This window comes from Ruegeria sp. BB10, from assembly GCF_056535725.1.
The window spans coordinates 1497643-1520325 of the sequence record NZ_JBQFIW010000001.1 but is presented as its reverse complement, the minus strand read 5'-3'; the positions used below and the strand labels follow the sequence as shown (position 1 = coordinate 1520325).

At 57.4% G+C, this 22683-nt stretch carries 26 protein-coding genes and 1 pseudogene; 14 read left to right on the top strand and 13 right to left on the bottom strand.

Going from position 1 to position 22683, the window contains the following annotated elements; all coding sequences use genetic code 11:
* Positions 1-16: 16 nt before the first annotated feature.
* Complete coding sequence (locus ACR3EP_RS07640) at positions 17-223, bottom strand: cold-shock protein (RefSeq protein ID WP_010439113.1); 207 nt, start codon at positions 221-223, stop codon at positions 17-19.
* 51 nt (positions 224-274) lie between these two features.
* On the opposite strand from ACR3EP_RS07640, the gene ACR3EP_RS07635 reads away from it, so the two are divergent.
* From ACR3EP_RS07635 to ACR3EP_RS07625, 3 genes are read left to right on the top strand one after another with little or no spacing between them, the layout of a single operon-like run.
* Complete coding sequence (locus ACR3EP_RS07635; protein WP_170410402.1) at positions 275-415, top strand: hypothetical protein; 141 nt, start codon at positions 275-277, stop codon at positions 413-415.
* 23 nt (positions 416-438) lie between these two features.
* Complete coding sequence (locus tag ACR3EP_RS07630) at positions 439-756, top strand: ArsC/Spx/MgsR family protein (RefSeq protein WP_170410399.1); 318 nt, start codon at positions 439-441, stop codon at positions 754-756.
* 41 nt (positions 757-797) lie between these two features.
* Complete coding sequence (locus ACR3EP_RS07625) at positions 798-1166, top strand: hypothetical protein (RefSeq protein WP_170349165.1); 369 nt, start codon at positions 798-800, stop codon at positions 1164-1166.
* A gap of 1 nt (position 1167) precedes the next feature.
* On the opposite strand, the gene ACR3EP_RS07620 is transcribed toward ACR3EP_RS07625, so the two are convergent.
* The 5 genes from ACR3EP_RS07620 to thrS all read right to left on the bottom strand — a co-directional run bounded on the left by ACR3EP_RS07620 (position 1168) and on the right by thrS (position 5861).
* A complete protein-coding gene (locus tag ACR3EP_RS07620) occupies positions 1168-1695 on the bottom strand; it encodes a DoxX family protein (protein ID WP_170349164.1) in 528 nt (175 codons plus the stop codon).
* Entirely contained in the window at positions 1692-2453 is a 762-nt protein-coding gene (locus ACR3EP_RS07615; RefSeq protein ID WP_170349163.1) for an HvfC/BufC N-terminal domain-containing protein, read from the bottom strand. The genes ACR3EP_RS07620 and ACR3EP_RS07615 overlap by 4 nt, the downstream gene beginning before the upstream one ends.
* Positions 2450-3307, bottom strand: a complete 858-nt coding sequence (gene bufB / locus ACR3EP_RS07610; RefSeq protein WP_170349162.1) for an MNIO family bufferin maturase — start codon at positions 3305-3307, stop codon at positions 2450-2452. Before bufB ends, ACR3EP_RS07615 begins: the two co-directional genes overlap by 4 nt.
* Before the next feature lie 70 nt (positions 3308-3377).
* The gene (locus ACR3EP_RS07605) at positions 3378-3680 is read right to left on the bottom strand and encodes a BufA1 family periplasmic bufferin-type metallophore (protein WP_170349161.1); all 303 of its coding nucleotides are present in this window, start codon (positions 3678-3680) and stop codon (positions 3378-3380) included.
* 222 nt (positions 3681-3902) lie between these two features.
* On the bottom strand, positions 3903-5861 hold the full coding sequence (gene thrS, locus ACR3EP_RS07600) for a threonine--tRNA ligase (protein WP_170349160.1): 1959 nt from the start codon (positions 5859-5861) through the stop codon (positions 3903-3905).
* Positions 5862-6055: 194 nt separating this feature from the next.
* Between thrS and ACR3EP_RS07595 the strand changes: the two genes are divergently transcribed.
* The 5 genes from ACR3EP_RS07595 to ACR3EP_RS07575 all read left to right on the top strand — a co-directional run bounded on the left by ACR3EP_RS07595 (position 6056) and on the right by ACR3EP_RS07575 (position 9659).
* Positions 6056-6805, top strand: a complete 750-nt coding sequence (locus ACR3EP_RS07595) for an alpha/beta hydrolase (RefSeq protein ID WP_480637117.1) — start codon at positions 6056-6058, stop codon at positions 6803-6805.
* Positions 6805-7797 carry an alpha/beta hydrolase gene (locus tag ACR3EP_RS07590; RefSeq protein WP_480637115.1) on the top strand — a complete coding sequence of 331 codons (993 nt, stop codon included), beginning with the start codon at positions 6805-6807 and terminating at the stop codon, positions 7795-7797. The genes ACR3EP_RS07595 and ACR3EP_RS07590 overlap by 1 nt, the downstream gene beginning before the upstream one ends.
* Entirely contained in the window at positions 7797-8225 is a 429-nt protein-coding gene (locus ACR3EP_RS07585) for a VOC family protein (RefSeq protein WP_480637113.1), read from the top strand. The genes ACR3EP_RS07590 and ACR3EP_RS07585 overlap by 1 nt, the downstream gene beginning before the upstream one ends.
* 17 nt (positions 8226-8242) lie before the next feature.
* Positions 8243-8857, top strand: coding sequence for a hypothetical protein (locus tag ACR3EP_RS07580; protein ID WP_480639001.1), 615 nt, complete (start codon positions 8243-8245; stop codon positions 8855-8857).
* Between the two features lie 85 nt (positions 8858-8942).
* Positions 8943-9659, top strand: coding sequence for an alpha/beta fold hydrolase (locus ACR3EP_RS07575; RefSeq protein WP_170349156.1), 717 nt, complete (start codon positions 8943-8945; stop codon positions 9657-9659).
* On the opposite strand, the gene ACR3EP_RS07570 is transcribed toward ACR3EP_RS07575, so the two are convergent.
* On the bottom strand, positions 9650-10210 hold the full coding sequence (locus tag ACR3EP_RS07570) for a DUF6151 family protein (RefSeq protein WP_480637111.1): 561 nt from the start codon (positions 10208-10210) through the stop codon (positions 9650-9652). The genes ACR3EP_RS07575 and ACR3EP_RS07570 overlap by 10 nt on opposite strands.
* A gap of 29 nt (positions 10211-10239) precedes the next feature.
* A complete protein-coding gene (phaZ, locus tag ACR3EP_RS07565; RefSeq protein WP_480637109.1) occupies positions 10240-11511 on the bottom strand; it encodes a polyhydroxyalkanoate depolymerase in 1272 nt (423 codons plus the stop codon).
* A 114-nt stretch (positions 11512-11625) separates the two neighbouring features.
* Between phaZ and ACR3EP_RS07560 the strand changes: the two genes are divergently transcribed.
* From ACR3EP_RS07560 to ACR3EP_RS07545, 4 genes are all read left to right on the top strand, one after another.
* Positions 11626-13428, top strand: a complete 1803-nt coding sequence (locus ACR3EP_RS07560) for a PHA/PHB synthase family protein (protein WP_480637107.1) — start codon at positions 11626-11628, stop codon at positions 13426-13428.
* Positions 13429-13558: 130 nt separating this feature from the next.
* Positions 13559-14005, top strand: a complete 447-nt coding sequence (locus ACR3EP_RS07555; protein ID WP_170349152.1) for a phasin family protein — start codon at positions 13559-13561, stop codon at positions 14003-14005.
* A gap of 135 nt (positions 14006-14140) precedes the next feature.
* Positions 14141-14695 (top strand): polyhydroxyalkanoate synthesis repressor PhaR, encoded by a 555-nt coding sequence (gene phaR, locus ACR3EP_RS07550; RefSeq protein WP_425080402.1) that lies wholly within the window; start codon positions 14141-14143, stop codon positions 14693-14695.
* A gap of 104 nt (positions 14696-14799) precedes the next feature.
* A complete protein-coding gene (locus ACR3EP_RS07545) occupies positions 14800-15465 on the top strand; it encodes a trypsin-like serine peptidase (RefSeq protein ID WP_480637104.1) in 666 nt (221 codons plus the stop codon).
* A 6-nt stretch (positions 15466-15471) separates the two neighbouring features.
* On the opposite strand, the gene ACR3EP_RS07540 is transcribed toward ACR3EP_RS07545, so the two are convergent.
* Positions 15472-16686, bottom strand: a complete 1215-nt coding sequence (locus ACR3EP_RS07540) for a DegT/DnrJ/EryC1/StrS family aminotransferase (RefSeq protein ID WP_480637103.1) — start codon at positions 16684-16686, stop codon at positions 15472-15474.
* Between the two features lie 363 nt (positions 16687-17049).
* On the opposite strand from ACR3EP_RS07540, the pseudogene ACR3EP_RS07535 reads away from it, so the two are divergent.
* Both ACR3EP_RS07535 and ACR3EP_RS07530 read left to right on the top strand, forming a co-directional pair.
* Positions 17050-17460, top strand: a pseudogene (locus ACR3EP_RS07535) (formylglycine-generating enzyme family protein); the annotation flags it as partial.
* Complete coding sequence (locus tag ACR3EP_RS07530) at positions 17420-17860, top strand: formylglycine-generating enzyme family protein (protein WP_480637101.1); 441 nt, start codon at positions 17420-17422, stop codon at positions 17858-17860. The pseudogene ACR3EP_RS07535 and the gene ACR3EP_RS07530, both read left to right, overlap by 41 nt.
* Positions 17861-17889: 29 nt before the next feature.
* Here the strand turns inward: ACR3EP_RS07530 and ACR3EP_RS07525 are convergent, their stop codons facing one another.
* The 4 genes from ACR3EP_RS07525 to ACR3EP_RS07510 are packed head-to-tail and all read right to left on the bottom strand — an operon-like array spanning position 17890 to position 22619.
* Positions 17890-19194, bottom strand: a complete 1305-nt coding sequence (locus ACR3EP_RS07525; RefSeq protein WP_480637099.1) for an NAD(P)/FAD-dependent oxidoreductase — start codon at positions 19192-19194, stop codon at positions 17890-17892.
* Positions 19195-19202: 8 nt separating this feature from the next.
* Complete coding sequence (locus tag ACR3EP_RS07520) at positions 19203-20561, bottom strand: glutamine synthetase family protein (protein ID WP_170349147.1); 1359 nt, start codon at positions 20559-20561, stop codon at positions 19203-19205.
* Positions 20561-21241: a type 1 glutamine amidotransferase gene (locus ACR3EP_RS07515; protein ID WP_480637097.1), complete on the bottom strand. Its 681-nt coding sequence runs from the start codon at positions 21239-21241 to the stop codon at positions 20561-20563. Before ACR3EP_RS07515 ends, ACR3EP_RS07520 begins: the two co-directional genes overlap by 1 nt.
* Positions 21242-21299: 58 nt before the next feature.
* Positions 21300-22619: a glutamine synthetase family protein gene (locus ACR3EP_RS07510; protein WP_480637095.1), complete on the bottom strand. Its 1320-nt coding sequence runs from the start codon at positions 22617-22619 to the stop codon at positions 21300-21302.
* Positions 22620-22683 lie beyond the last annotated feature (64 nt).

The window sequence follows — 22683 nt, the reverse complement described above, 5'->3', positions numbered from 1 at the left end:
AGCATGCGGGACTGTTTTACAGTGGCTTTAAATCAGATGCCATTTGTCGGCCGTCGCGTCCGTCTTCCAACTCATACGAGACTTTCTGATTGTCAGCGAGCCCGGTCAGACCGGACCGTTCAACGGCCGAGATATGAACAAATACGTCCTTGCCGCCCTCATCAGGGGCAATAAACCCGTAGCCTTTCGTGGTATTAAACCATTTCACGGTGCCAGTTGGCATTTCCCGTGTCTCCTTCTACTTACGCGTTGTCCCACATAATTGGTGGGGGCAGTGATTGACGTCGCCGCAATTGATTACCGTATCGCCGTAACGATACAGCGCGAATTGCGAGTTTCGTCTTTTTCAACATTGCATGGTGAAGTAAAAAATCAAGAATTTCTGAAACGTGCAGGCAAATTTGCTGAAAATTGAACCAGATACAGGAGACACCCGAAATGCGCCTTTATGGTCTGAAAAACTGTGACACGTGCCGCAAGGCTTTGAAATCACTTCCAGATACTGAGTTTGTCGACGTTCGGACCGATGGCGTACCCAAAGCGATGCTGACGCAGGCGCTGGATCGCTTCGGCGAGGCTTTGCTCAATACCCGTTCGACAACCTGGCGTGGATTAGACGATGCACAACGCGCGCGGCCTCCGCTGGAACTGCTGACAGATCACCCGACCCTGATGAAGCGCCCCCTGATCGAGCAAGACGGAACCCTGTATCTGGGATGGACGGCGGAAACGAAGGCAGGGCTTGGCGTTGCGTGACCTGATGACTATCTGAATTGACGCAAGTTAGAGGATTTTGAATGCGTAACGCTGCTATGATTTTGGGTGTCATCGCCGGTTTGATCGGGATGATCGTGGGCTTTTTCGGCTATGGCTATGTCGAACTGATTGATCGGTTTGGTGAGATCGACGGGCTGGCCGAGCAGGTGGACAACGCGCAACTCATACAGTTCGCGTCGATCATTGCGCCGCTATTGGCGATTGCTGGCGGTGCAATGGCCCATGCACGGGCCCTGATCGGAGGGGTCTTGTTGCTGATCTCAGCGGCCGGGATGTATTACGCCTTTGGTTTTAACGTGTTCACTATGTTCCCGGTGGCATTTGCGGGTGTTGCGGGCCTCCTTGGACTGGCCGCGGGTAAACCGGACGAGCCCAAGGCGCATTTCTAGATCACTTGATGTGCAGGATGCGATCAACGGACAGCGGCCCTGCGCCGTTGATCACGATCACTGCCAGCAGAAAGGACCAGAGTGTCCGATCATCCAGCAGGCTTACGGCGTTGGTGAAGTAGCTGCCCAATTCCGTGCCGTGGCCCGTGACATCTACGATCGTCTGAACCCAGACAAATGCCAGCATACCCAATGCTGCGAACCGCGACAGAAGGCCGATCACGATCAGCGTAGGTAGAAGAAACTCAGCCCAGGTCCCCGCAACAGCAATGGCCCAATGCATGATCCCCAATTGCGAGCTGTCATAGCTGACGGCTTCCATGGCTTTGGGGAAAATCTGCACATAGGCACCGTCGGACGGGAACAGGAACCCAAAGAATCCGCTACCCAGTTTGGTGGTCGCCGAATTCCAATAATACACCAGCAATGTTGCCGCAAAGACCAGCCTGGCCAAGGTCGGTGTCAACCAGCCAGAGGTCATCTCTAACCGTCCCAGGGTGTTGTTGTGCAATGAGATCAGGGCAGTCATGTTGCCAGCCTTTCGATAGTCACAGAGGTTATTGCGCCGCCTTGTAAAAGCAGCGCCAGAGTGGCCCCAAGGTCAAATTCGGGGAAATGGTTTACAGTATCTTCAAACGCGCCACCAATGGTTTGCCCGGCCTGAAGGCCCGCAATCCAGTGCGCGCCGCCTTCGGGCAGCAGATGTGGAACCGGGTCATACTCGGCCCGGGTGATCAGAACGTCTTGGGCGGTGGGATCGGGTTTGGGGGCGTCGACTTCGGTGTTGAAACGCCAGATCGAATAAATCGGCCAGTCCGAGTGCAGAACCCGCATCGACGGGGCAAATCCCAGCTGTGCCCGCATGATGTCTTCGGGCGGAACAGCCAGTGCGTCCGCCGGGGCTGGTTCGCTGTCAGCGGCGTGGTAGGAACGGCGCAAGGCAAGCTCCAATTGCGCCACGTCAGGCAGGTATCCAATATGCGAGAGCTGCTCCATTCCGGCAAGAAATTCGGGGAATTCTTCGCCGTAAAACATCATCAACGGCGATGAGGGGGGATGTTTGCGCAGGAAAATACCCGACAGCCCATCCATGTTCTGAGCCCCCAGCAATTTGGTGATGACCGGAAATGCCTGATGCATCGCTTCGGTCAGCGACACCGCCACGTTGTTGCGATACACACTGAACCGCCGCCCGGCAGGTTGTGCGACCGCGTCCAGCAGTCCTTTGGGGATGGCGGCTGACGGGTTCATCAGCGCGGCGTGAAAACTCTCTTGCGAAACGCTCATGCCGGGACGCGGTCCAAGGCCGCCTGCGCACGGTCTGCTTCGGCCCGCAGCACGGGCCATTCTGGAACGTCCGTGTCCCATTCGACCAACACGGGTTTGGGACCAGATCGCTCTAGAACGTAGTCCAGCAGCGCCCAAACCGGATCAACGACTTCGCGCCCATGGCTGTCAATCAGCAGGGGGCGACCATGGTCGTCCTCATCCTCATCATGCCCGCCTAGATGGATTTCCCCCACCTTCTCAAGAGGGTAGGCATCGATATAGCCCTGCGGAGAGAATTCCAGATTGGTGGCTGAGACAAAGACGTTGTTCACATCCAGCAGCAGGCCGCACCCAGTGCGACGTGCAACTTCGCGCAGAAAATCGGGCTCGGACCAGGTGCTTTCTTCGAACGCCAGATAGCTGGACGGATTCTCCAACAACATTTGGCGACCGACGGTTTCCTGTACCTGGTCGATATGCTCGCAAATGCGTGCAAGCGAGGCATTGGTATAGGGCAGAGGCAGTAGGTCGTTCAGAAAATGGCTGTCATGGGTCGACCATGCCAGATGTTCCGAGAAACTGGCCGGTTTCAGCCAGCCAACCAGGTGTTTCAATCGTGCCAGATGGTCGGCATCCAATGGGCCTTCGCTGCCGATGGACAGGCCAACCCCATGGACCGAGATCGGAAACTTTTCCGAGAGATGGCGCAATTGCGCCAGCGGACGACCACCGTCACCCATGTAGTTCTCGGCGTGAATTTCCAGCCAGGCAACTGGCTGTGCGTGTTCAAGGATCTGTGCGAAATGCTGCGGCTTGTATCCGACGCCGGGTGCCAGAGGCAGGCGGTTCGAACGGAGTGTGTCATCCAACATTTGGCAGCTCCTTGTTCTAGAAGTAAGGGGCGGGCGAAGTCGCCCGCCCCCTGACTAGCTTAGGCCAGACTTATGCCGGCAGATCGCGGTCCTGAGCTTCCAGCGAGCCTTTGCGCGGTGTGCCGTCAGCCTCGGCCGGCAGTTCGATATCGGCGCAGGTACCTGCATCGACCAGAGTCCAGGCATTGCCCTGATAGTCTACGGTCGAGGTGCCCGCGCAGGTTGTGCCAGGGCCCGCGGCGCAGTCGTTCTGACCGGCCAGCGAAATGCCATAGCATTTCTCTTTGGCTTGTGCGGTGGCAGTTGTGGCTGCGCCCGAAACGGCGGCTGCGACTGCGGTTGCGATAACCAGTGATTTTGCGGTGTTCGACATCTCGGTAATCCCTTTTGATGACTGCGTATGTCTGCTTGTGACAATGACAAAGGTAGTGGCTTGCGGCCCAGAGTTGAATTCACGAGCCCGTGTCTCACAAGCCCGTCAGGGCGCACAACGCCCCCTTGTAAGTTAATATACTGTTTTTGAATAAGAAAAGAGGAAATATTTCAATTCGGCCCCAAAAGCGGGGCCGAATTCATGGCAATTCCATGCCGAATGTTACAACAGATCCGGCGGTGTCGCGGCCTGTGAAAGCTCATTTGTTACAGCTTCAAGCGATTGAACCTGCGTTTGTTTTTCGCCTAGCCGGCGAACGCTGACGGTGCGTTCGTCAACTTCGCGATGACCGACGGCCAGAATGACCGGAACCTTGCCGACCGAATGTTCGCGAACCTTGTAGTTGATCTTTTCGTTGCGGATGTCTGCCTCGGCGCGGACACCGGCGGCCTTGAGCGTCTCAACCACTTCGGCCACATAATCATCGGCTTCTGACGTGATCGAGGCGACGACGACCTGACGCGGGGCCAGCCAGAACGGCAGCTTGCCTGCGTGTTCTTCGATAAGAATGCCGATGAAGCGTTCGAACGAGCCCAGCGTAGCCCTGTGCAGCATGAACGGGCGGTGCTTGGCGCCGTCGGCACCGATAAAGCTGGCATCCAGCCGCTCGGGCAGGTTGGGGTCCACCTGCAGGGTCCCGCATTGCCATGTCCTGCCGATCGCGTCGGTCAGAGTGAACTCCAGCTTGGGTCCATAAAACGCGCCTTCGCCTTCTAGCAGCTCGTACTCATATCCGGCGGCCTTGCAGGCATCGCCCAGCGCCTTTTCGACCAGATCCCAGCTTTCATCCGACCCGATCCGTTTTTCCGGACGAGTAGACAGTTTGATCGTCCAGTCATGGAAGCCCAGATCGGCATAGACCTTAGACAGAAAGGCAATGAACTTGGCGGTCTCGGATTCGATCTGATCCTCGGCACAGAAGATGTGACCATCATCCTGTGTGAATCCACGCACGCGCATGATTCCGTGCAGCGCGCCCGAAGGTTCATAACGGGCACAAGACCCGAATTCAGCCATCCGCAAGGGCAGATCACGATAGGATTTCAGGCCCTGATTGAACACCTGCACGTGACAGGGGCAGTTCATCGGTTTCAGCGCGTTGATTGCCTTTTCGCGGGCATGTTCCTCGTCGACTTCGACGATGAACATGTTTTCCTGATACTTGTCCCAGTGGCCCGAGGCCTCCCACAGTTTGCGGTCGACAACCTGAGGGGTGTTCACCTCGACATATCCATCGCGCTCCTGCATCCGGCGCATATAGTCCTGCAGGGTGGTGTAGATTTTCCAGCCGTTCGGATGCCAGAAGATTTGGCCGGGGGCCTCTTCCTGCATGTGGAACAGGTTCATCTCGCGGCCCAGCTTGCGGTGGTCGCGCTTGGCGGCCTCTTCCAGCATGTGTAGGTGAGCTTTCAGCTTTTCCTTGCCGGTGAAGGCCACGCCATAGATACGCTGCAGCATCGCGCGGTCGCTGTCACCGCGCCAATAGGCTCCGGCGATGGACATCAGCTTGAACGCATCGCCTGGAACCTGACCGGTATGCTGCAGATGCGGGCCGCGGCACAGGTCCTGCCAGTCGCCATGCCAATACATGCGCAGTGGCTCGTCGCCCGGAATGGCGTCGATCAGTTCGACCTTATAGGGCTCGTCATTGGCGGTGTAGAAATCGATCGCACGCTGACGGTCCCAGACTTCGGTGGTCACGGGGTCGCGCTTGTTGATGATTTCCTTCATCTTTTTTTCGATCAGGCCAAGGTCTTCGGGCGTGAAAGGTTCCGCCCGATCAAAGTCATAATACCAGCCATTTTCGATGACGGGGCCGATGGTGACCTTGGTATCGGGCCAGATTTCCTGCACCGCGCGAGCCATGATGTGCGCCAGGTCGTGGCGGATCAGTTCATTAGCCTGAACCTCATCCTTCATGGTGTGAATGGCGATATCGGAATCGGATTCGATGGGCCATTGCAGGTCCCAGTGCTGGCCATTCACCGTGGCCGAGATGGCCTTTTTCGCCAGCGAGGTCGAGATATCGGCAGCCACCTGCGCGGGCGTTACGCCTGCGTCATAAGAACGTGCATTGCCATCGGGAAAGGTGAGTGAGACGGATTTTGCATCCAGGGCCATATCGGCTCTCCTCGTCGGTTTGGCGCCCACTGAACGCCCGGTTGCGGGTTATGTGTGTGCGGCTCATGTGGCAGGTGCAGCAAAACCTGTCAAGTGTCGATGGAAGCAGGACTGACGCTGCGAGACTGCGAAAATCGGGAATTGCGACCACTGGTCTGCCGTGCATGATGTGATGCAAATGGAAAGAGGGTTTCATGGCAGCTACGGAATTTCTGATCACCGCAAAAGACCGGCGGTTGGCCTATCACAAAAGTGAGGGCCATGGCCCGACCATCGTTTTTCTGGGCGGGCTCAAATCTGACATGGAAGGCACCAAAGCGGTGCATCTGGAAGACTGGGCACAGGCGCGCGGGCAGGCGTTTTTGCGGTTCGACTATTCCGGTCATGGTGAAAGTTCCGAGAAATTCACCGATGGCTGTATCGGCGATTGGCACGAAGATACGATTGAGGCTGTGGCAGCCTTGACCGAAGGGCCGTTAATCGTTGTCGGATCATCCATGGGCGGGTGGCAGGCGCTGTTGCTTGCCAGAACGATACCCGAACGGATCGCTGGTATGGTGACCATTGCCGCCGCGCCTGATTTCACTGAGGACGGCTATTGGGCGTCGTTCAGCGCCGAACAAAAGGCTGCGCTAGATAGTGTTGGGCATGTGGAACTGCCCTCGGATTATATGGAACCCTACATCATCACCAAGCGGATGATCGAAGACGGGCGTCAACGGTTGGTGCTGCGCGACGCGCTAGACCTGCCTTTCCCGGTGCGCTTTCTGCAGGGCACGGCGGATACGGCGGTGTCCACCGAAACGGCTGTGCGGTTGCTGGAACACGCCAGTGGGCCAGATATGCGTTTATTGCTGGTCAAAGACGCAGATCACCGGTTCTCGGACGGCCCCTGTCTGGGGTTGATCGAAAATGCGGTGCTTGAGGTGATGGAGGCCAACTGATGCAGCGCTTTGGGTGGTTTCTTGGGCGTCTGCTGCTGGCACTGATTGTTGTCGGTGGCCTGATCTATTGGTTCGGGCCGCGTGAACAGGTCGACCTGCATCCCCGCTTTGATCCGCGCAAATTCGGCGAAGGGGTTCAGGTCTACTTTGAAAGCACAGAATCCGCCTATGACGACATCGTGCCCGGAGTGGAAAAGCGCGTGGTCTGGCAGGACGGGTTCAAAGAACAACGCACGCCTGTTTCGGTTCTCTATGTGCATGGCTTTTCGGCCTCGTCCGAGGAAATCCGTCCGGTGCCGGATAAGGTGGCCGACGCGCTGGGGGCCAATCTGGTCTATACGCGCCTGAAGGGACATGGTCGCGATGGCCCGGCAATGGCCGGAGGGACGGCTACGGGCTGGATGCAGGATATGGCCGAGGGGTTGGCCGCGGCGCGGGCCGTTGGCGACAAGGTTGTTGTCATCTCAACCTCGACCGGCGGAACGCTGGCCGCAGCAGCAGCGTTAGATGAAGAACTGAGCCAAGACGTGGCGGCTTTGGTCTTTGTGTCTCCGAATTTCGGGGTGAACACACCGGGCGCGTGGATTCCCGGCTTGCCCTGGGCGCGGAAGTGGCTGCCCTTGGTGATGGGGGAGGAACGGAATGTCTCTGGCCCGGACCCGGAGGTAAACACCTATTGGACCTCGGTTTACCCGTGGGAGGCTGTGGTGCCGATGACCCTGTTGGTCGAGGCTGTCTATGCCTTGGACTTCTCGAGCGCGCAGATTCCGGCGCTGTTCTGGTTTTCGGATGACGATCAAGTCGTGCGTCCTGACCTGACGCATAAAGTGGCCGAAAGATGGGGTGGACCGAAGACGGTCAATCTGGCGACAATGGGGTCAGGGGATGATCCGGCGTCGCATGTGATCGCGGGTCGGCTGATGTCCCCGGGGCAGACGGACGCGACTGTTGCAGGTATTCTGGACTGGCTGAGTGAGCAGGGGACCGAATAGTGGACCAGCGAGTGAGCTTGATCACAGTTGGGGTGGATGACCCCGAGCTTGCCGCCGGGTTCTATGAGGACATGGGTTGGAAACGGGTCAGCAGCCCCGACGGGGTAATTGCCTTTGACCTTATCGGCCAGACTTTAGGTTTGTACCCGTTGTCTGCATTGGCTGAAGAGATCGGAGTTGACGTTGACACTCTGGGCCATGGTGCGCTGACGCTCAGCTACAATTGCCGGTCAAAGGACGAGGTTGCGCAGGTGTTGGACAAGGCCGGAGAAGCCGGAGCCGAGATATTGAAACCGGCATCTGATGTTTTCTGGGGCGGGCATCATGGGTATTTCCGCGCCCCCGATGGGACGATCTGGGAAGTGGCCTTCAATCCTTTCTCTGCGCTTGCACCGGACGGTGCCTTTTGCTGGAACGGGTATGGTTAATGCGCAAGCCGGGCAGCATGTGGAGCCTTGAAACGCTTGGGCGTGTACGTCTGTCCCGGCATTTCTTCATGCGGGAATTCCTGTATTCTGAGATTGGAAATTTCCATGAAAAGCAAAACCTTCCAGACAATCCTGACCTTGCCATCGAAACGGGGCGCGCCTTTTGCCAGACCCTGCTGGACCCGCTTGAGGAAACCTTTGGACGTATCGCGGTCCGGTCCGGGTATCGGTCACCCTCTTTGAATCAATTCGGGAATGAGAACCGGTTGAACTGCGCCCGCAACGACAACCCGTTGGAATGCCATATCTGGGATCGGGGCGAAGGGGATGCTCGGATCGCCGGGGCGTCAATCGTCATCCCTTGGTTCGCCGATCAATACGATACGGGACGTGATTGGCGTGATTTGGCGTGGTGGATGCACGATCATCTGGACTATTCCGAAATCTGGTTCTTTCCCAAGCTCTGCGCCTTTAATCTGGTGTGGAGGCCACACCCCCATCGCCGGATCGACAGCTATATTGCACCGCGCGGGTGTTTGCTGCGCCCCGGGGCTGAGCCGGGCGAAGACCTGAAAACCCGACGCAACCGATATGCAGATTTCCCGCCTTTCCGGGACATCAAATATCCCTGAAGTTTAACTTGCCCGAACCTGCAAAACCCCTCATCCTGAGTGCAAAGAGCATTGCTTATAAAGTTGAAGTGTTGCGAGGCCCCGCGTGATCGAGCCGCTGGTTTTACTGCCTGAAATGATGTGCGACGCACGGTTGTTTGAACCCCAGATCAACAGCTTGTCGCGGCAGCGCGCGGTTACGGTTGCACCGATTTCACTGGGCGAACGTATCGAAGAGATTGCGTCGTCCCTTCTGGACCAACTGCCGCGACGATTTGCGCTGGCTGGGTCGGGTATGGGGGGCGTGGTTGCGCTGGAGTTGGTTCGGCGCGCGCCGGATCGGGTGTCGCGTCTTTGCCTGATGGCGACGGATGCGCAGGCCGATACACCTCAGACCGCGGCGGCGCGCGAAGAGTTGTTGGTCGCCACGAAAATGGGTCGGCTGGAAGAGGTGATGCGTCGGATAATCAGCTCGAACACGTTGGCACCGGGACCGCGGCGCATACCCATTCTGAACGATTTGGTCGCAATGGCGCTGGATCTGGGGCCCGAGGTGTTCGAACGTCAGATTCGCGCTTTGCAACGGCGTCCCGATCAGCAAGGTGAGCTGCGGCGCATCAAGGTGCCAACACTGGTTCTGTCCGGCGCGCATGACATCCTTACACCGCTGCGCAAACATACCTTTATGTCCGAACTGATACCGGGTGCCGATTTGAAAGTTATTGACGAGGCCGGACACCTGCCGACGCTCGAAGCGCCCGATTTCGTGAATGACGCGCTGACACAATGGCTAAGCGCACCCGCTCGCGCAGCTTACGTGTAGAATTTCGCGCGCTCAGTCTTGCTGAGTATCGTCGGTGCGACCACAGGTTTGCCGTCGCCTAGGTCAAAAAACGGCGTGTTTCTCCAGCTTCCGGACAGCCACGATTTGCTGAGGCGCGTCAGCATCCCAACCACTGCATAGCGCAGTTTTTCATGCGATTGCTTGCCGTTCGGCTGCGGAACAAAGCCACGGGTTGTGATCGGACCAAGGCCGCTTGGATCGGAGATGCGCTTGACGTCGAACCCCGCAAAAGGAAACTTCGCGGTCCGCGCGGTAGTCGCCAGCGGCGCATTGCAGCAACTGGAATACCACCGCAACATCCCTTTGGGGCTTAGCTGCATCAGCGCAAGTTTTTTCGAGCCCCCTTCGAAGCAGATCTCCTCTGGGCTCATCTGTAGGATGTTGACAGGGCCGGGGGCTGGATCGGGTTGACCGAAGTACAGCTGTGCTGCGCGGCAGTCGCGGCAAAAGCAACCGACATGGGTGCCCGAATGCACTCCTTCAGCGGTGATATGCCCGTGCAAAGTACCGCATTCGCAGGAGAAGGGCATTGGGTGGGCTGCTCTCCTGTGCATTTTTGTCAGGCGATCTTGTTCTTATTGGCGGCCCGGCGTTGTGGTTTGCGGGCGTTGGCGGTCATGAAGTCGATCACCAGTGGCCGGATATTGTCACGCCAGCTGCGTCCGGCGAAAATGCCATAGTGCCCGGCTGCTGGTTCAACATGACTGGCCTTCTTCGATGCGGGCAAACCGGTGCAAAGGTCCAACGCAGCGATACACTGGCCGGGGGCCGAGATATCGTCATTTGCGCCTTCAACCGTCTTGACCGCAACATTGGTGATTTTGCCGATGTCCACCTTGTGGCCCGCGACGACGAATTCGTTCCGGGCAATTTCGCGGTTCTTGAACACACGCTCAACCGTCGACAGATAGAATTCGGCGGTCATGTCCATAACGGCCAGATATTCATCGTAGAAACGGTTATGCGCATCATGGTCCGAAGCTTCGTCTTGCATAACGCGCTGAATCTGCTCGGAGAACGCTTTGGAATGACGCTCTGCGTTCATCGACATAAAGGACGCCAGCTGCAACAGGCCGGGGTAGACCATGCGGCCAACGCCTTTGTACTTGAAGCCGACACGCTGGATCATGGTCTCTTCCAGCTGCCCCATGGTGACGCGGCGGCCAAAATCGGTCACATCGGTCGGGGTGGCATCGGGGTCTACCGGTCCACCTATCAGGGTCAGCGTGCTGGGTTGCGCTTTGGGCTCAACCTCGGCCAGATAGGCCGTGGCGGCCAGAGTCAGCGGTGCAGGTTGACAAATCGCCACCACATGAGTGTTGGGACCAAGTTCTTTCATGAAATCGACAAGATAGAGTGTATAGTCCTCTACATCGAACTTGCCTTCGGAAACAGGAATGTCGCGCGCGTTATGCCAATCAGTGATATAGACTTCGCAATTCACCAGCAGGCTTTTCACCGTCGAGCGCAACAACGTCGCATAATGCCCGGACATCGGCGCCACCAGCAACACCTTGAGGGGCTGTTCCTCGCGCCCATTGACCCGGAAATGCACCAGGTCACCAAAGGGACGTTCGACAACGGTCGTGATATCGACCAGATGGTCTTTGCCATCCTCGCATGTAAAAGTGCGGATGCCCCAGTCCGGTTTGACGATCATCCGTTGGAAAGTACGTTCGGTGACATCACCCCAGGCAGCCATCATACTAATTGCGGGGTTGGGAATCATGGAAAACGCGGGGTAGGATGCGATTGCGCTGGCAGTTGCGCCCATCCATTGGTTGGTGTTGCGCATCGTTTCCATCAGGTCGTATGTCATCATGTAGCGCATGGAAAAAGGGGCCTCCTAGATGTCAGCCAATAAGATTGGACCATTCGCCGCTTTGCCCCCCGACACCCACGACGTTATTCTGCGTAGCAGCGAGGTTAGGGGGGAATTGTTAAAATGACAACAAGTGAAGATCAGATGCCAGAACTGACCGAAGAAAACGTTGAACGCCTTAAAGAAAATATGGAAAAGGTCGAGGCGCTTTCGAAGCGGCTGATCGAAGTCATGTCGGCCAAAAAGCCTCATACCCCCGCTTTGGATGGCCCGAATCAAGAGCTTTTCGCACGAGCAGCAACAGCTTATTGGGCCGAAGCTTGGCAAAATCCGGCAAAACTGCTGGAACAACAGATAGAATACTGGGGCAAGTCGGTTCTGAACTTCGCCGAAGCCCAAAAAGCAATGACCACGGGCGAGGCTGACGATGACCAGCCCAAACCCCAGGACAAGCGTTTTTCCAACCCCTTATGGGAAACCAACCCCTATTTCCGTCTGATCCGGCAGCAATACCAGACCAACGCAGAAGCCATCGCGCAGGCCGTGGCCTCGGTTGAGGATCTGGATGCCAAGGACAAACGCCGCCTCAAATACTTCTCGCAGCAGATTGTCGACATGATGTCCCCCACGAATTTCCTGGCGACCAATCCAGACGCTCTGCAAAAGGCGGTTGAGACCGAAGGGCAGTCATTGATCAAAGGGCTGGAAAACCTTGTCTCGGATCTTGAGGCCAATGACGGCGAGCTGGTTGTCAAACTGGCCGATGAAAGCGCGTTTGAGGTCGGCGGCAATCTGGCGACCACTCCGGGCGATGTGGTCTATCGCAATCGTATGATGGAACTGATCCAGTACAAACCCGCGACTGAAACTGTGTATGAAACACCGATCGTGCTGTTCCCGCCCTGGATCAACAAGTTCTATATCCTTGACCTTAAGGCCCAGAACAGCCTGATCAAATGGATCACTGAAAAAGGCTATACACTGTTTGTGGTCAGTTGGATCAATCCTGATGAAAGCTATGCGGATGTTGGGATGGAAGATTATATCGAAGATGGCTTTCTGACCGCGATCGAAGAAACTAAGAAAATCTGCAAGGTCAAGCAGGTGAACGCGATTGGCTATTGCATTGCTGGTACTACTCTAAGTTTGACCCTGGCGTTGCAGAAGCAGCGCGGCGACAAGTCGATCAAATCGGCCACCATGTTTACTGCGCTGACGGATTTTTCCGAACAGGGCGAGTTTACGCCATTTCTGCAGAACGACTTCATTGACGGGGTTGAGGCAGAGGTAAACAAAGAAGGCATTCTGCGCTCATGGATCATGGGGCGCACCATGTCCTTTCTGCGCTCGCGCGATCTGGTCTACGGTCCAGCCATCCGCAGCTATATGCTGGGCGAGATGCCGCCAGCCTTTGACTTGCTGTACTGGAATGGGGACGGGGCCAACCTGCCTGCCAAGATGACGGTGCAATACCTGCGCGGGCTATGCCAGCGCAATGAGTTCGCCGAAGGCGGTTTCGAACTTCTCGGGCACAAGCTGCATGTCAGTGACGTGGACGTGCCGTTGATGGCGATCACCTGTCAGACGGATCACATTGCTGCTTGGAAAGACTGCTATCGTGGTGTGCAAAAGATGGGGTCACGTTCCAAGACTTTTGTCGTCTCGGAATCCGGTCACATCGCAGGCATCATCAACCCGCCCAGCAAGAAGAAATACGGCCACTACACCAACCCCGATCTGAAGGTGGCCGCGGACACATGGATGAAAGAGGCCGACTTCCACGAAGGTTCGTGGTGGCCCCTGTGGGAGGCCTGGTTGAAGAAGCGATCCGGCAAGCAGGTTCCTGCCCGCGATACCGGCGATTCGGATCACCCACGGCTTGCACCAGCACCCGGGACCTATGTGGTGGCCGATCCAAACAACTGATTTCATTTTGAAACTTAAGAATTTCTGCAATGCAGCAAAAAAAACTTGCAATGCTGCATTGCAGCAATCATATTGTCCTCAAGCTGATGAAAGCCGGGGTGGGCCCGGTTCGGCAAAAAGGATTAGGACAATGGCAAAGACTCAAGACTTTACCGCGACCCTGAAAGACATGATGGGTGCATTCCCCGTTGACACCACCGCTCTGGAAGGTGCCTTCAAATCGACCGCTTCGCTGAACGAAAAGCTGTCGGGTGTTGCTCTGGAAGCAGCAGAAAAGTCGGCTGAAATCTCGAACAAATGGACCAAAGACACACTGTCCAAGCTGACCGAGATGTCGAAAGCAAAGGCCGAGCCTGCTGAATACGCAAAAGCCGCAACCGACTTCGCAAGCGCGTCGGCTGAAGTTGCTGCTGAAAACATGGCTGCTTTCGCTGAAATCGCGAAAAAACTGCAGACCGAAACCGTCGAGCTGCTGATGGCCGCTGGTAAAGACGCTGCTGAAGAAGCAACCGTTGCTGTTCAGAAAGCCACCAACGACGTGACTGCCGCTGCCAAAAAAGCTGCAGCCACCAAGTAAAATTTGGGCGCGAGGCGCACCCACTCCTCCCATTTGGTGCAATCGCGCAGGGCAGGTCTTAGGACCTGCCCTTTCTTTTTGTTCTGCGGTCGCATAATCTCTGCTGCAACGCATCATCCTTGGGGAGGGCAAACGGTGCCAGAACAAGAAAAACCGCTGTTGATCAAGCGCTATGCAAGCCGCAGGCTGTATAACACCGAGACCAGCGACTATGTTACGCTCGAAGATATCGCGACCTTCATCCGCGATGGGCGTGAAGTGCAGATCATTGACCTGAAATCCGGCGACGATCTGACCCGGCAATATCTACTGCAAATCATCGCCGAACACGAAAGCCGGGGTGAAAATGTGCTGCCGGTCAACGTGCTGAACGATCTGGTGCGCAGCTACATGATTCCAGGCGGCGGGATGATGCCGCAATTCCTGCAAAGTTCGTTTGAGATGCTGCGCGAAAGCCAAAGCAAGATGATGGAGAATATGAATGCCATGAACCCGATGTCGCAGATACCGGGTTTCGAAGCCATGCAGGCGCAGCAACAGGCATTTCTCAAGGCGATGACCGGAGGGCTGTCAGGCAATTGGTCAGGCCCTGAAGATGGTGAAGATGCCAATCCGGAAGCGAAAGAAGATCTGGATGACATCAAAAAGCAGCTGGCTGAGTTGCAGAAAAAGCTCTCCAAGTTGAACTGACGTCTGTTGTGTTGCGCTGGCTGGTCCTGAGTGTTGCGGTGCTTTGGGCCCACCCGGTGTCATCACAGGGCGTTTTTTCAGAAGGCTGGTCTGCGGTTTGCACGATGGGCACCCAATCCGAAGAAGGGTGCGATGCCATTCGTGCGCGCGAAATCCTGGATGCCGATCAGCCCCCATGGCGTGCCATTGGGCGCCTCAATTTCGCCAGCAGGGATCGGCGGTCACATTGTACTGGTGTATTGGTGTCTGACCGGCTGGTCCTGACTGCTGCGCATTGCCTGTACAGTTCCCCACGCAAACGCTGGATACCGCCCTCTAGCATCCGGTTTGCCGCTGGCTATCAACGCGGAGAGGCCGCGGCCGTTGCGGGCATCGATGGGTATAAGATGCATCCCGAACAAGGCGCTGACGGGGCGTTCGACGACCGTACCGAATTGGACTGGGCGGTTCTGGAATTGACCGAGCCTATTGGTCAAACGGTTGGTTATCTGCCGTTGGCATCTGCGTTGACGCCTTCGTCGTTTGTTGCGGGGTATCCCGGTCTTCGGCCTCATGTCCTCAGCCGGACTTTGACCTGTGCGCCGCGTCCCCTTGAGGGTGGAATGGTCTTGTCGCTGTGCCCGGTCATGATGGGAGATTCCGGTGCGCCGCTTTTAGTGTATACGCCGACCGGCCCCCAAGTCGCGGCGATCCTGTCGCGTGTGGGTGTAACCCCCGAGGGGATTACAGCCCTGTTTCTGTCGACCGAGGTGTTTGACCTCGATCCGTAAGCCTTATCAAGTTCCGTAGACGGGAACCGGACCGGTCACCTCGCCGACCGAAGCCAGTAGAATATCGGCGATCACGTCCAGTTCTTCCTTGGTCAGCCGTACAGGCAGACGGACGTCGCACGCTTTCATCAGCATGTCCCGTGTCTGCGGCAAGTCGAACTTTTCGGGCAGGAATTGCCAGTTCCAGAAGGCGCGGGCGTTGTCTTCGCTCAGGCCGAAAACCTGAACTTTGACACCGCGTGCCTCTGAAGCCGCCGCAAAGGCGCGGATTTCGGCCTCATTCATTTCGACCAGATTGAACTGGATCGAATCCGGTGCCCGGCGTTCGGGTGTCAGGGGGGCAGGGACGTCGATATGGGACGAGGTGTTCAGCCGTTCGGCCACGTAGTCGTGGTTAGACAGGCCATCCCGCACACGCCGCGCCAGTTCGGGGATTTGGGGGCGGATCACGGCGGCGCTCAGGTTGCTCATCCGCAGATTATACAGCGGCAACTGGTTCTGCCAGCGGGCAAAGGCTTGCTCCAACTCGGGCGAGTTGTCGCCATGCGGGGTTTTGTGCTTCTTCCAGTTGTGCTCATAAGCGCCCGACATGATCACGGCCTGGGCCACCAGGTCGGCATCGTCGGTGATCAGGATGCCGCCTTCCCCCGCGTTGATCATCTTGTAGGACTGGAATGAAAAGCACCCCACCTTGCCGATGGTGCCAATGTTCTGCCCATGCCAGGTTGTGCCCAGCGAATGAGCCGCATCCTCGATCACCGGGATGTCGCGTTCGTTGCACAGTGCCATGATGGCATCCATGTCGGACGTGTGGCCGCGCATATGGCTGATGATTACGGCCTGTACGCCGTCCAGCTTGGTGGCGAAATCTTCCATGTCGATGCGATAATTCTCGCCGACCTCACACAGCACCGGAATGCAATCCGCATGCACGACAGACGAGGGCACGGCAGCAAAGGTAAAGCCGGGGATCAGAACCCGTGCATCCCGAGGCAAGCCCAACGCTTTGAGAGACAGGAACAATGCGGCCGAGCACGATGACACGGCCAACGCGTATTTTGTTCCCAGCAAAGCGGCAAATTCCGCCTCGAGCAGAGCCACCGGCGCATCCTGTGGCGCGGTATAGCGAAACAGGTCTCCCGACTGCATCAGGGCGTCGATGGCTTCTTTTGCGGCTTCGGGGATGGGTTCGGCGTCATGAACGTTTGGAGGAAGCGTCATATTTGATTTTCCCAAATTCTAACTTTGGGAAAGATAAAGCTAAATGGGGGGCAATAAAACCCCTCAATCGCCATGTTGGCGAAATTTCACCAATCCGTCACAATCAAAGGGTCACTGGTTGGCTTGCAATACGCCCAGGTAATTGTTTTGAGCTTGCAACTTTGAGAAAGTAAGGTGCCAATTACCCAACTTTTGCGTTGCTCTAGGTTGCAAGGTGGGATCACTATTTTGATTATCGGACGGTTCATATTTCTCTTGGCGCTACTAACGTACGCGCCAGTGGCAAATGCTCAGTTTGTTCTGTCAGACGGCGTGGAAGTGGCTCCGCTTGAGATATTTCAGGAATGCTATGTTTGCCCTGAAATGATTGCCTTGCCTTTGGGTGAATTTCTGATGGGTGGCCCTCCGGGTGAATCGAAACTGCATTATAATTTCGATAAAGAGGGCAACTGGATACGTACCACCCCAGAATTGTCCTACAGCTCGATTCACGAAGGGCCGGTTCACAAGGTCACGATAGACTTGCCCGTGGCGATGGGCCGAAACGAAATCACCTACGATCAATGGATGGCTTGCGTGGATGATGGTGGTTGCGGAGGGTATGAGCCGGAGGACTTTATTCGGTTACCCAAATCGCAGCGCGCAAAGGTCATTGGAAACCATCCAGTTATCATGATTTCTTATCTGGACGCTGTTTCCTACACCGATTGGCTAAACAGTAAAGTGGGGAAGGATGTCTATCGCTTACCGACAGAGGCTGAATGGGAATACGCCGCGCGCGCCGGGACGCAGACCCTTTGCACAAGGCGAGGAAGTCACAACCGATCAGGTGAACTTTCTGGGAAGCGCAACAGAGATCATGCTGGGGGAAGAGCGCCCAGACCTCGTGTCCCGCGGAGTCCCAGTACCGGTGGATTTGCTGGACGCGGCCAATGCCTGGGGCCTGCGCCATATGTCCGGCAATGTTGTGGAAGTAACGATGTCCTGCAGGACGGATCAATATGCCGGTTGGGAGACGTCCAGCCTTTACCTGGAAAAGGCACTTGAACCCAATTGTGAAAGACGCGTCACACGGGGTGGTGCGTACTATGCCGCAATGGACGCCTCACGTGTCGCTGGACGAGGAGTGGTTTGGAAAGCTCTCGGACAGCCGGGGCAGGGTTCCGTGTCCTGAGAGAATTTAAGTAATCAGGTTTGCCTGGATCACACCCCTAACCGATCCCGCAGCGCAAACCACGTCATTGCCAGAACCAGCAACGGGCTGCGCAGGGCGGAGCCACCGGGAAAGGGCAGGGCGGGGACGCGGGCCATGGTGTCAAAGCCTTCGGCTTGTCCCTGTATGGCCAGTGCCATCAATTGACCAGCATGGGTAGCGGTACCCACTCCGTGGCCTGAATAGCCCGAGGCCGACAGGATATTCGGCGCAACCCGCGTCAGGTAGGGCATGCGGCGCATGGTGATGGCCAGCGTGCCACCCCAAGCATAGTCGATCTTCACATCATGCAGATGCGGAAAGATCTCCGTCATAGGTTTGCGCACCTTGGCGGCTATGTCGGCGGGGAAACGGTAGCCGTAGCTTTCTCCGCCACCAAACAACAGACGACCATCCGCGCTGAGGCGGAAGTAATTAACCACGAATTTCGTGTCGGCGACCGCAACGTCCTGCGTCAGGACGCGGGCGGCGTCGGCCCCCAATGGCTCGGTCGCCGCAATGAAGTTATTGATCGGCATGACCCTTGAGGCCACCTTGCGATTCAGATCGCCAAGGTAGCCGTTGCAGGCCAGAACAACGTGGTCGGCTCTGACCGTTCCGTTCGCCGTCTGCACCTTGGCGGGTTGGCCTTCGTCGATACCGGTGACCTCAGTGCCCTCAAAGATACGCACCCCGGCCATTACCGCGGCCTGCGCCAGACCCAAGGCAAAGTTCAACGGATGCAGATGTGCCGCACCCATGTCCAGATACCCGCCTCTGTAAGAGGGCGATGGGCACAGCGCGTGGCCGGCGGTTTCATCCAACAATTCGATCTGATCGTAACTGTAACGGCCGGATAGATGTGCGGCATGTTCGTGCAGGTCTTGCTGCTCGCCTGCGCTGAGGCCCAGAACGGCAACGCCCGGTTTCAGGTCGCAGTCGATCTGGTGCTTAGCGATCAGCGATTTGACCAGATCTTTTGCGTCCTCTGCCAGATCCCATAGCTTGGCCGCATCATCGTTTCCAACCAACCGCTCGAGGTCTTCCTGGTCCATGCGCTGGGCGCTTCCCAACTGGCCACCGTTGCGACCGGACGCGCCGAACCCCACACGGTGCGCCTCAAGTAGCACCACGTTGAGCCCGGCTTCGGCCAAATGCAGCGCGGCGGACAGGCCGGTGTAGCCTGCACCGACGACACAGACATCGGCTGTCTCGTCTTTGCAGAGTGCCGGAAACCGATCCACCGGGTTGGCCGTCGCCGCATACCAACTGGCCGGATACTCGGCCTTGCGGTCGTTGGAATAGAGCAGGTTCATCGCGCACCTCAGACGTTCAGCAGCAGATGCTCACGCTCCCACGGAGAGATCACCTGCAGGAATTCCTCGTATTCTGCGCGTTTGACGATGCTGTAGACGCGGGCGAATTCTGGGCCAAGGACCTCATGCAGGGCGTCGGCCTCATCAAACAGGTCAAGCGCGCTGCCCATAACCTGCGGGATATCGCCTTCGCCTTCATAGGCGTCGCCATAGAATTGACGGCGGGGACGTTCCTGTTGAGTCAGCCCCAGATAGCCACAGGCCAGCGACAGCGCGATGCCCAGATAAGGGTTGCAGTCCATCCCGGCGATACGGTTTTCGACCCGCCGCGCCTCAGGCCCGGACAGGGGCACGCGGATACCGGTGGTGCGATTATCACGCGCCCATTCCAGATTGATCGGTGCGGCGTGGTCTTTCACGTAGCGACGGTAGGAGTTCACGTAAGGCGCCATCACGGCCAGCCCGGCGGGCAGGTGGTTCTGCAGCCCGGCAATGAAGTTATAGAACGCATCTGTCTCACCGCCCTGTGGACCAGAGAATATGTTTTGCCCGGTCTCAGTATCGATGATCGAGTGGTGGATATGCATGGCCGAGCCCGGCTCATCCTCGATCGGCTTGGCCATGAAGGTGGCAAAGCAATCGTGACGCAAAGCGGCCTCGCGGATCAGGCGTTTGAAGTAGAACACCTCATCCGCCAGCTTGACCGGATCGCCATGGCGTAGATTGATTTCCAGCTGACCCGCGCCGCCTTCTTGCGTGATGCCGTCGATCTCGAACCCTTGGTGTTCGGCGAAATCGTAGATGTCGTCGATCACTGGGCCGAACTCGTCCACTGCCGTCATTGAATAGGCCTGACGAGCCGCCGCCGGACGCCCCGAACGCCCCATCATCGGCTTGATCCCCTGCGCCGGATCGACATTGCGGGCGACCAGAAAGAACTCCATTTCAGGCGCGACAATCGGCTTCCAACCCTTGTCGTGATACATCTGCACCACCCGTTTCAGCACGTTGCGAGGACTGAAGGGGATCGGCTCTCCATCCCGGTCATAGGCGTCGTGGATCACTTGCAGTGTCCAGTCGCCCGTCCAGGGCGCGGCCGAGGCGGTCGAAAAGTCAGGCTTGAGGATCATGTCCCGTTCGATAAACCCATCCTCGCCGGCGGCCTCACCCCAATCACCTGTGATGGTCTGGTAGAAAACGCTGTCGGGCAGATGGAAATAAGCCTGCTTTGCAAATTTCGAGGCGGGCACAGCCTTACCACGGGCGATACCGGGTAAGTCCGAGATGATGCATTCAACCTCATCCAGCCGTTGGCCGTCGATATAAGTTCGGGCTGCCTGTGGCAGTTGATCTTTCCAGTCGGCCATCAGGCCCTCTCTTTCTTCAGAAACTCGGCCATCAACTGCCCGATCTTCGGATTGTCGTTCTGGGTGGGCAGGCGGTTGGCTGCCGCCTCCATCAGTGCATCGGGCACAACGCCTTTTCCGCGCGTGTTCATGAGGCCCTGAATGAAAGCATCGCCGTATTCCGGATGCGCCTGCACCGTCCAGACGTTGTCGCCATAGGCCACCATCGCGTTACGGCAGAAAGTGTTTGTGCCCAACACGCGCGCGTCTTCGGGCAATTCAATCACCTGATCCTGATGCCAGGCGTTCAGCGTTATGGTCTGGCCGTCATATTCATAGTCCGTGCGTCCAACGGCCCAGCCGCCTTGGAATTTCTCGACTTTCCCGCCAAGCGCCTGCGCAATGATCTGGTGGCCGAAACAGACGCCGATCAAGGGGCGTCCGCTTTGGCGAATGGCGCGGATCAGATCTTCAAGAGGCGGTATCCACGGGTGGTTCTCATACGCGCCGTGGCGCGAGCCAGTGATGACCCAGCCATCGGCCTGAAGCTCATCTTTTGGGAACTGCCCGTCCACGACAGCGAAGGTTTCATAGGTAAAGCCATTGCCGTCCAGAAGCGCGCGAAACATCGCGTCATATTCGTCGAACTGGTCCTGCAATACGTCAGGAGGGTGGCCGGTCAGTAGGATGCCGATTTTCATGGGTCACCAAATTTGATCAAATTTATTCTAGCCCACCGGGTTTACGCGGGCAAGAGGGTCATACCGCTTCCAGATAGCTTAGCCAGTGTTCTTCCGCCGGGCGGTCGGCAAAGCGGCGCATTTCCTGCCGCTTGGTCATGGCAAAAAAGCGGATCAGATCGGCGGGGAAGATGCGCGCTACGTTCGGGTCGGTTTCGAACGCGGTAATGGCTGCACCCCAATCTGCCGCCAGTTGCGGCAAGCCATCGATCTCATATGCATTGCCCGAGATTGGGGCGGGGGGTTCGGTCTCGTCCTCGATCCCGTTCAGCGCGGCACCCAGCACGGCCGCCAGCATCAGATAAGGGTTGATGTCGCCGCCCGCGACGCGATGTTCGATCCGCCGTGCGGCAGAGGCACCGCCGGGAATGCGAAGGGCGGCGGTGCGGTTTTCATAGGCCCAACTGGCACCGGTCGGGGCGTGCGCGCCGGGTATAAGGCGCGTGTAGGAATTGCCGTGGGGCGCAAATATCAGCGTACAGCCCGGCATCGCCGACAGACATCCGGCAACGGCCCAGCGCAGCAGATCAGTCCCCTCAGGCCCACCATTGTCGAATACGTTCCGGCCTTTCTCGTCAACGACCGAAAAATGCACGTGCATCCCGTTGCCTGCGTCATCGGCGTACGGTTTCGACATGAATGTGGCCGTAAACCCATGTTTGCGGGCAAGGCCACGCGTCAAGGTCTTGAAAAGCCACGTATCATCGGCGCAGCGCATGGCGTCCTGGTGGTTCAGGTTGATCTCGAACTGGCCAATGCCGCTTTCGGATATCGCTGTCTGGGCTGGTATGCCCATGGCTGCGCATCCGTCGTAGAGATCGGTGAAAAACGCGTCGAACGCGTCCATCTCGGCCATGGACAAAACTGCCTCATCCGCCAGCCGCCGATCTGTGACCGGGTTGATTGGAGGCTGCGGCTGGGGGCCGGATGCGTCCAGCAGAGTGAACTCCAGTTCGGTCGCTGCGATGACAGACCAACCGCGCTGGGCATAGCGTCCCAGCACAGCGGCCAGCGCGTGCCGGGGATCCCCAGCAAAGGGCACACCTGCGTCATCATGCAAACACATCGGGACCAGCGCGGTGTCTGCTTCCAGCCAAGGCATCGGCACCGGTCCGCGGTCCGTCGGCAGCAGCATTCCATCGGCGTCACCGGATTCAAAGACCAGCGGGCTGCCGTCGATATCCGCGCCCCATAGATCCACGTTCAACGCGGAAAAGGGCATCCGCACCGCGCCTTTAGTCAGCTTGTCGGCATATGAGGGCGGCACTCGCTTGCCGCGCATCTGACCGTTTAGGTCACATGCAGCAACGCGAAAACTGTGCAGGGCGCTCAGGTCCATCGGGGTCTCCATCCTTCGAGTTACCCGAGATGTAATGGGTTAAACGCGCCTTGTCACTAAATTT

Excerpts from the sequence above, each read along its gene's own strand:
- ACR3EP_RS07570 (WP_480637111.1), bottom strand. The coding sequence starts at position 10,210 with ATGCCCTTCTCCTGCGAATGCGGTACTTTGCACGGGCATATCACCGCT.
- ACR3EP_RS07525 (WP_480637099.1), bottom strand. The coding sequence starts at position 19,194 with ATGAACCTGCTCTATTCCAACGACCGCAAGGCCGAGTATCCGGCCAGT.
- ACR3EP_RS07630 (WP_170410399.1), top strand. The coding sequence starts at position 439 with ATGCGCCTTTATGGTCTGAAAAACTGTGACACGTGCCGCAAGGCTTTG.
- thrS (WP_170349160.1), bottom strand. The coding sequence starts at position 5,861 with ATGGCCCTGGATGCAAAATCCGTCTCACTCACCTTTCCCGATGGCAAT.
- ACR3EP_RS07595 (WP_480637117.1), top strand. The coding sequence starts at position 6,056 with ATGGCAGCTACGGAATTTCTGATCACCGCAAAAGACCGGCGGTTGGCC.
- ACR3EP_RS07555 (WP_170349152.1), top strand. The coding sequence starts at position 13,559 with ATGGCAAAGACTCAAGACTTTACCGCGACCCTGAAAGACATGATGGGT.
- ACR3EP_RS07625 (WP_170349165.1), top strand. The coding sequence starts at position 798 with ATGCGTAACGCTGCTATGATTTTGGGTGTCATCGCCGGTTTGATCGGG.
- ACR3EP_RS07545 (WP_480637104.1), top strand. The coding sequence starts at position 14,800 with ATGGGCACCCAATCCGAAGAAGGGTGCGATGCCATTCGTGCGCGCGAA.
- ACR3EP_RS07515 (WP_480637097.1), bottom strand. The coding sequence starts at position 21,241 with ATGAAAATCGGCATCCTACTGACCGGCCACCCTCCTGACGTATTGCAG.
- ACR3EP_RS07620 (WP_170349164.1), bottom strand. The coding sequence starts at position 1,695 with ATGACTGCCCTGATCTCATTGCACAACAACACCCTGGGACGGTTAGAG.
- ACR3EP_RS07540 (WP_480637103.1), bottom strand. The coding sequence starts at position 16,686 with ATGACGCTTCCTCCAAACGTTCATGACGCCGAACCCATCCCCGAAGCC.
- bufB (WP_170349162.1), bottom strand. The coding sequence starts at position 3,307 with ATGTTGGATGACACACTCCGTTCGAACCGCCTGCCTCTGGCACCCGGC.
- ACR3EP_RS07605 (WP_170349161.1), bottom strand. The coding sequence starts at position 3,680 with ATGTCGAACACCGCAAAATCACTGGTTATCGCAACCGCAGTCGCAGCC.
- ACR3EP_RS07590 (WP_480637115.1), top strand. The coding sequence starts at position 6,805 with ATGCAGCGCTTTGGGTGGTTTCTTGGGCGTCTGCTGCTGGCACTGATT.
- ACR3EP_RS07530 (WP_480637101.1), top strand. The coding sequence starts at position 17,420 with ATGTCTATCGCTTACCGACAGAGGCTGAATGGGAATACGCCGCGCGCG.
- ACR3EP_RS07615 (WP_170349163.1), bottom strand. The coding sequence starts at position 2,453 with ATGAGCGTTTCGCAAGAGAGTTTTCACGCCGCGCTGATGAACCCGTCA.
- ACR3EP_RS07580 (WP_480639001.1), top strand. The coding sequence starts at position 8,243 with ATGTGGAGCCTTGAAACGCTTGGGCGTGTACGTCTGTCCCGGCATTTC.
- ACR3EP_RS07520 (WP_170349147.1), bottom strand. The coding sequence starts at position 20,561 with ATGGCCGACTGGAAAGATCAACTGCCACAGGCAGCCCGAACTTATATC.
- ACR3EP_RS07640 (WP_010439113.1), bottom strand. The coding sequence starts at position 223 with ATGCCAACTGGCACCGTGAAATGGTTTAATACCACGAAAGGCTACGGG.
- ACR3EP_RS07560 (WP_480637107.1), top strand. The coding sequence starts at position 11,626 with ATGACAACAAGTGAAGATCAGATGCCAGAACTGACCGAAGAAAACGTT.
- phaZ (WP_480637109.1), bottom strand. The coding sequence starts at position 11,511 with ATGCGCTACATGATGACATACGACCTGATGGAAACGATGCGCAACACC.
- ACR3EP_RS07510 (WP_480637095.1), bottom strand. The coding sequence starts at position 22,619 with ATGGACCTGAGCGCCCTGCACAGTTTTCGCGTTGCTGCATGTGACCTA.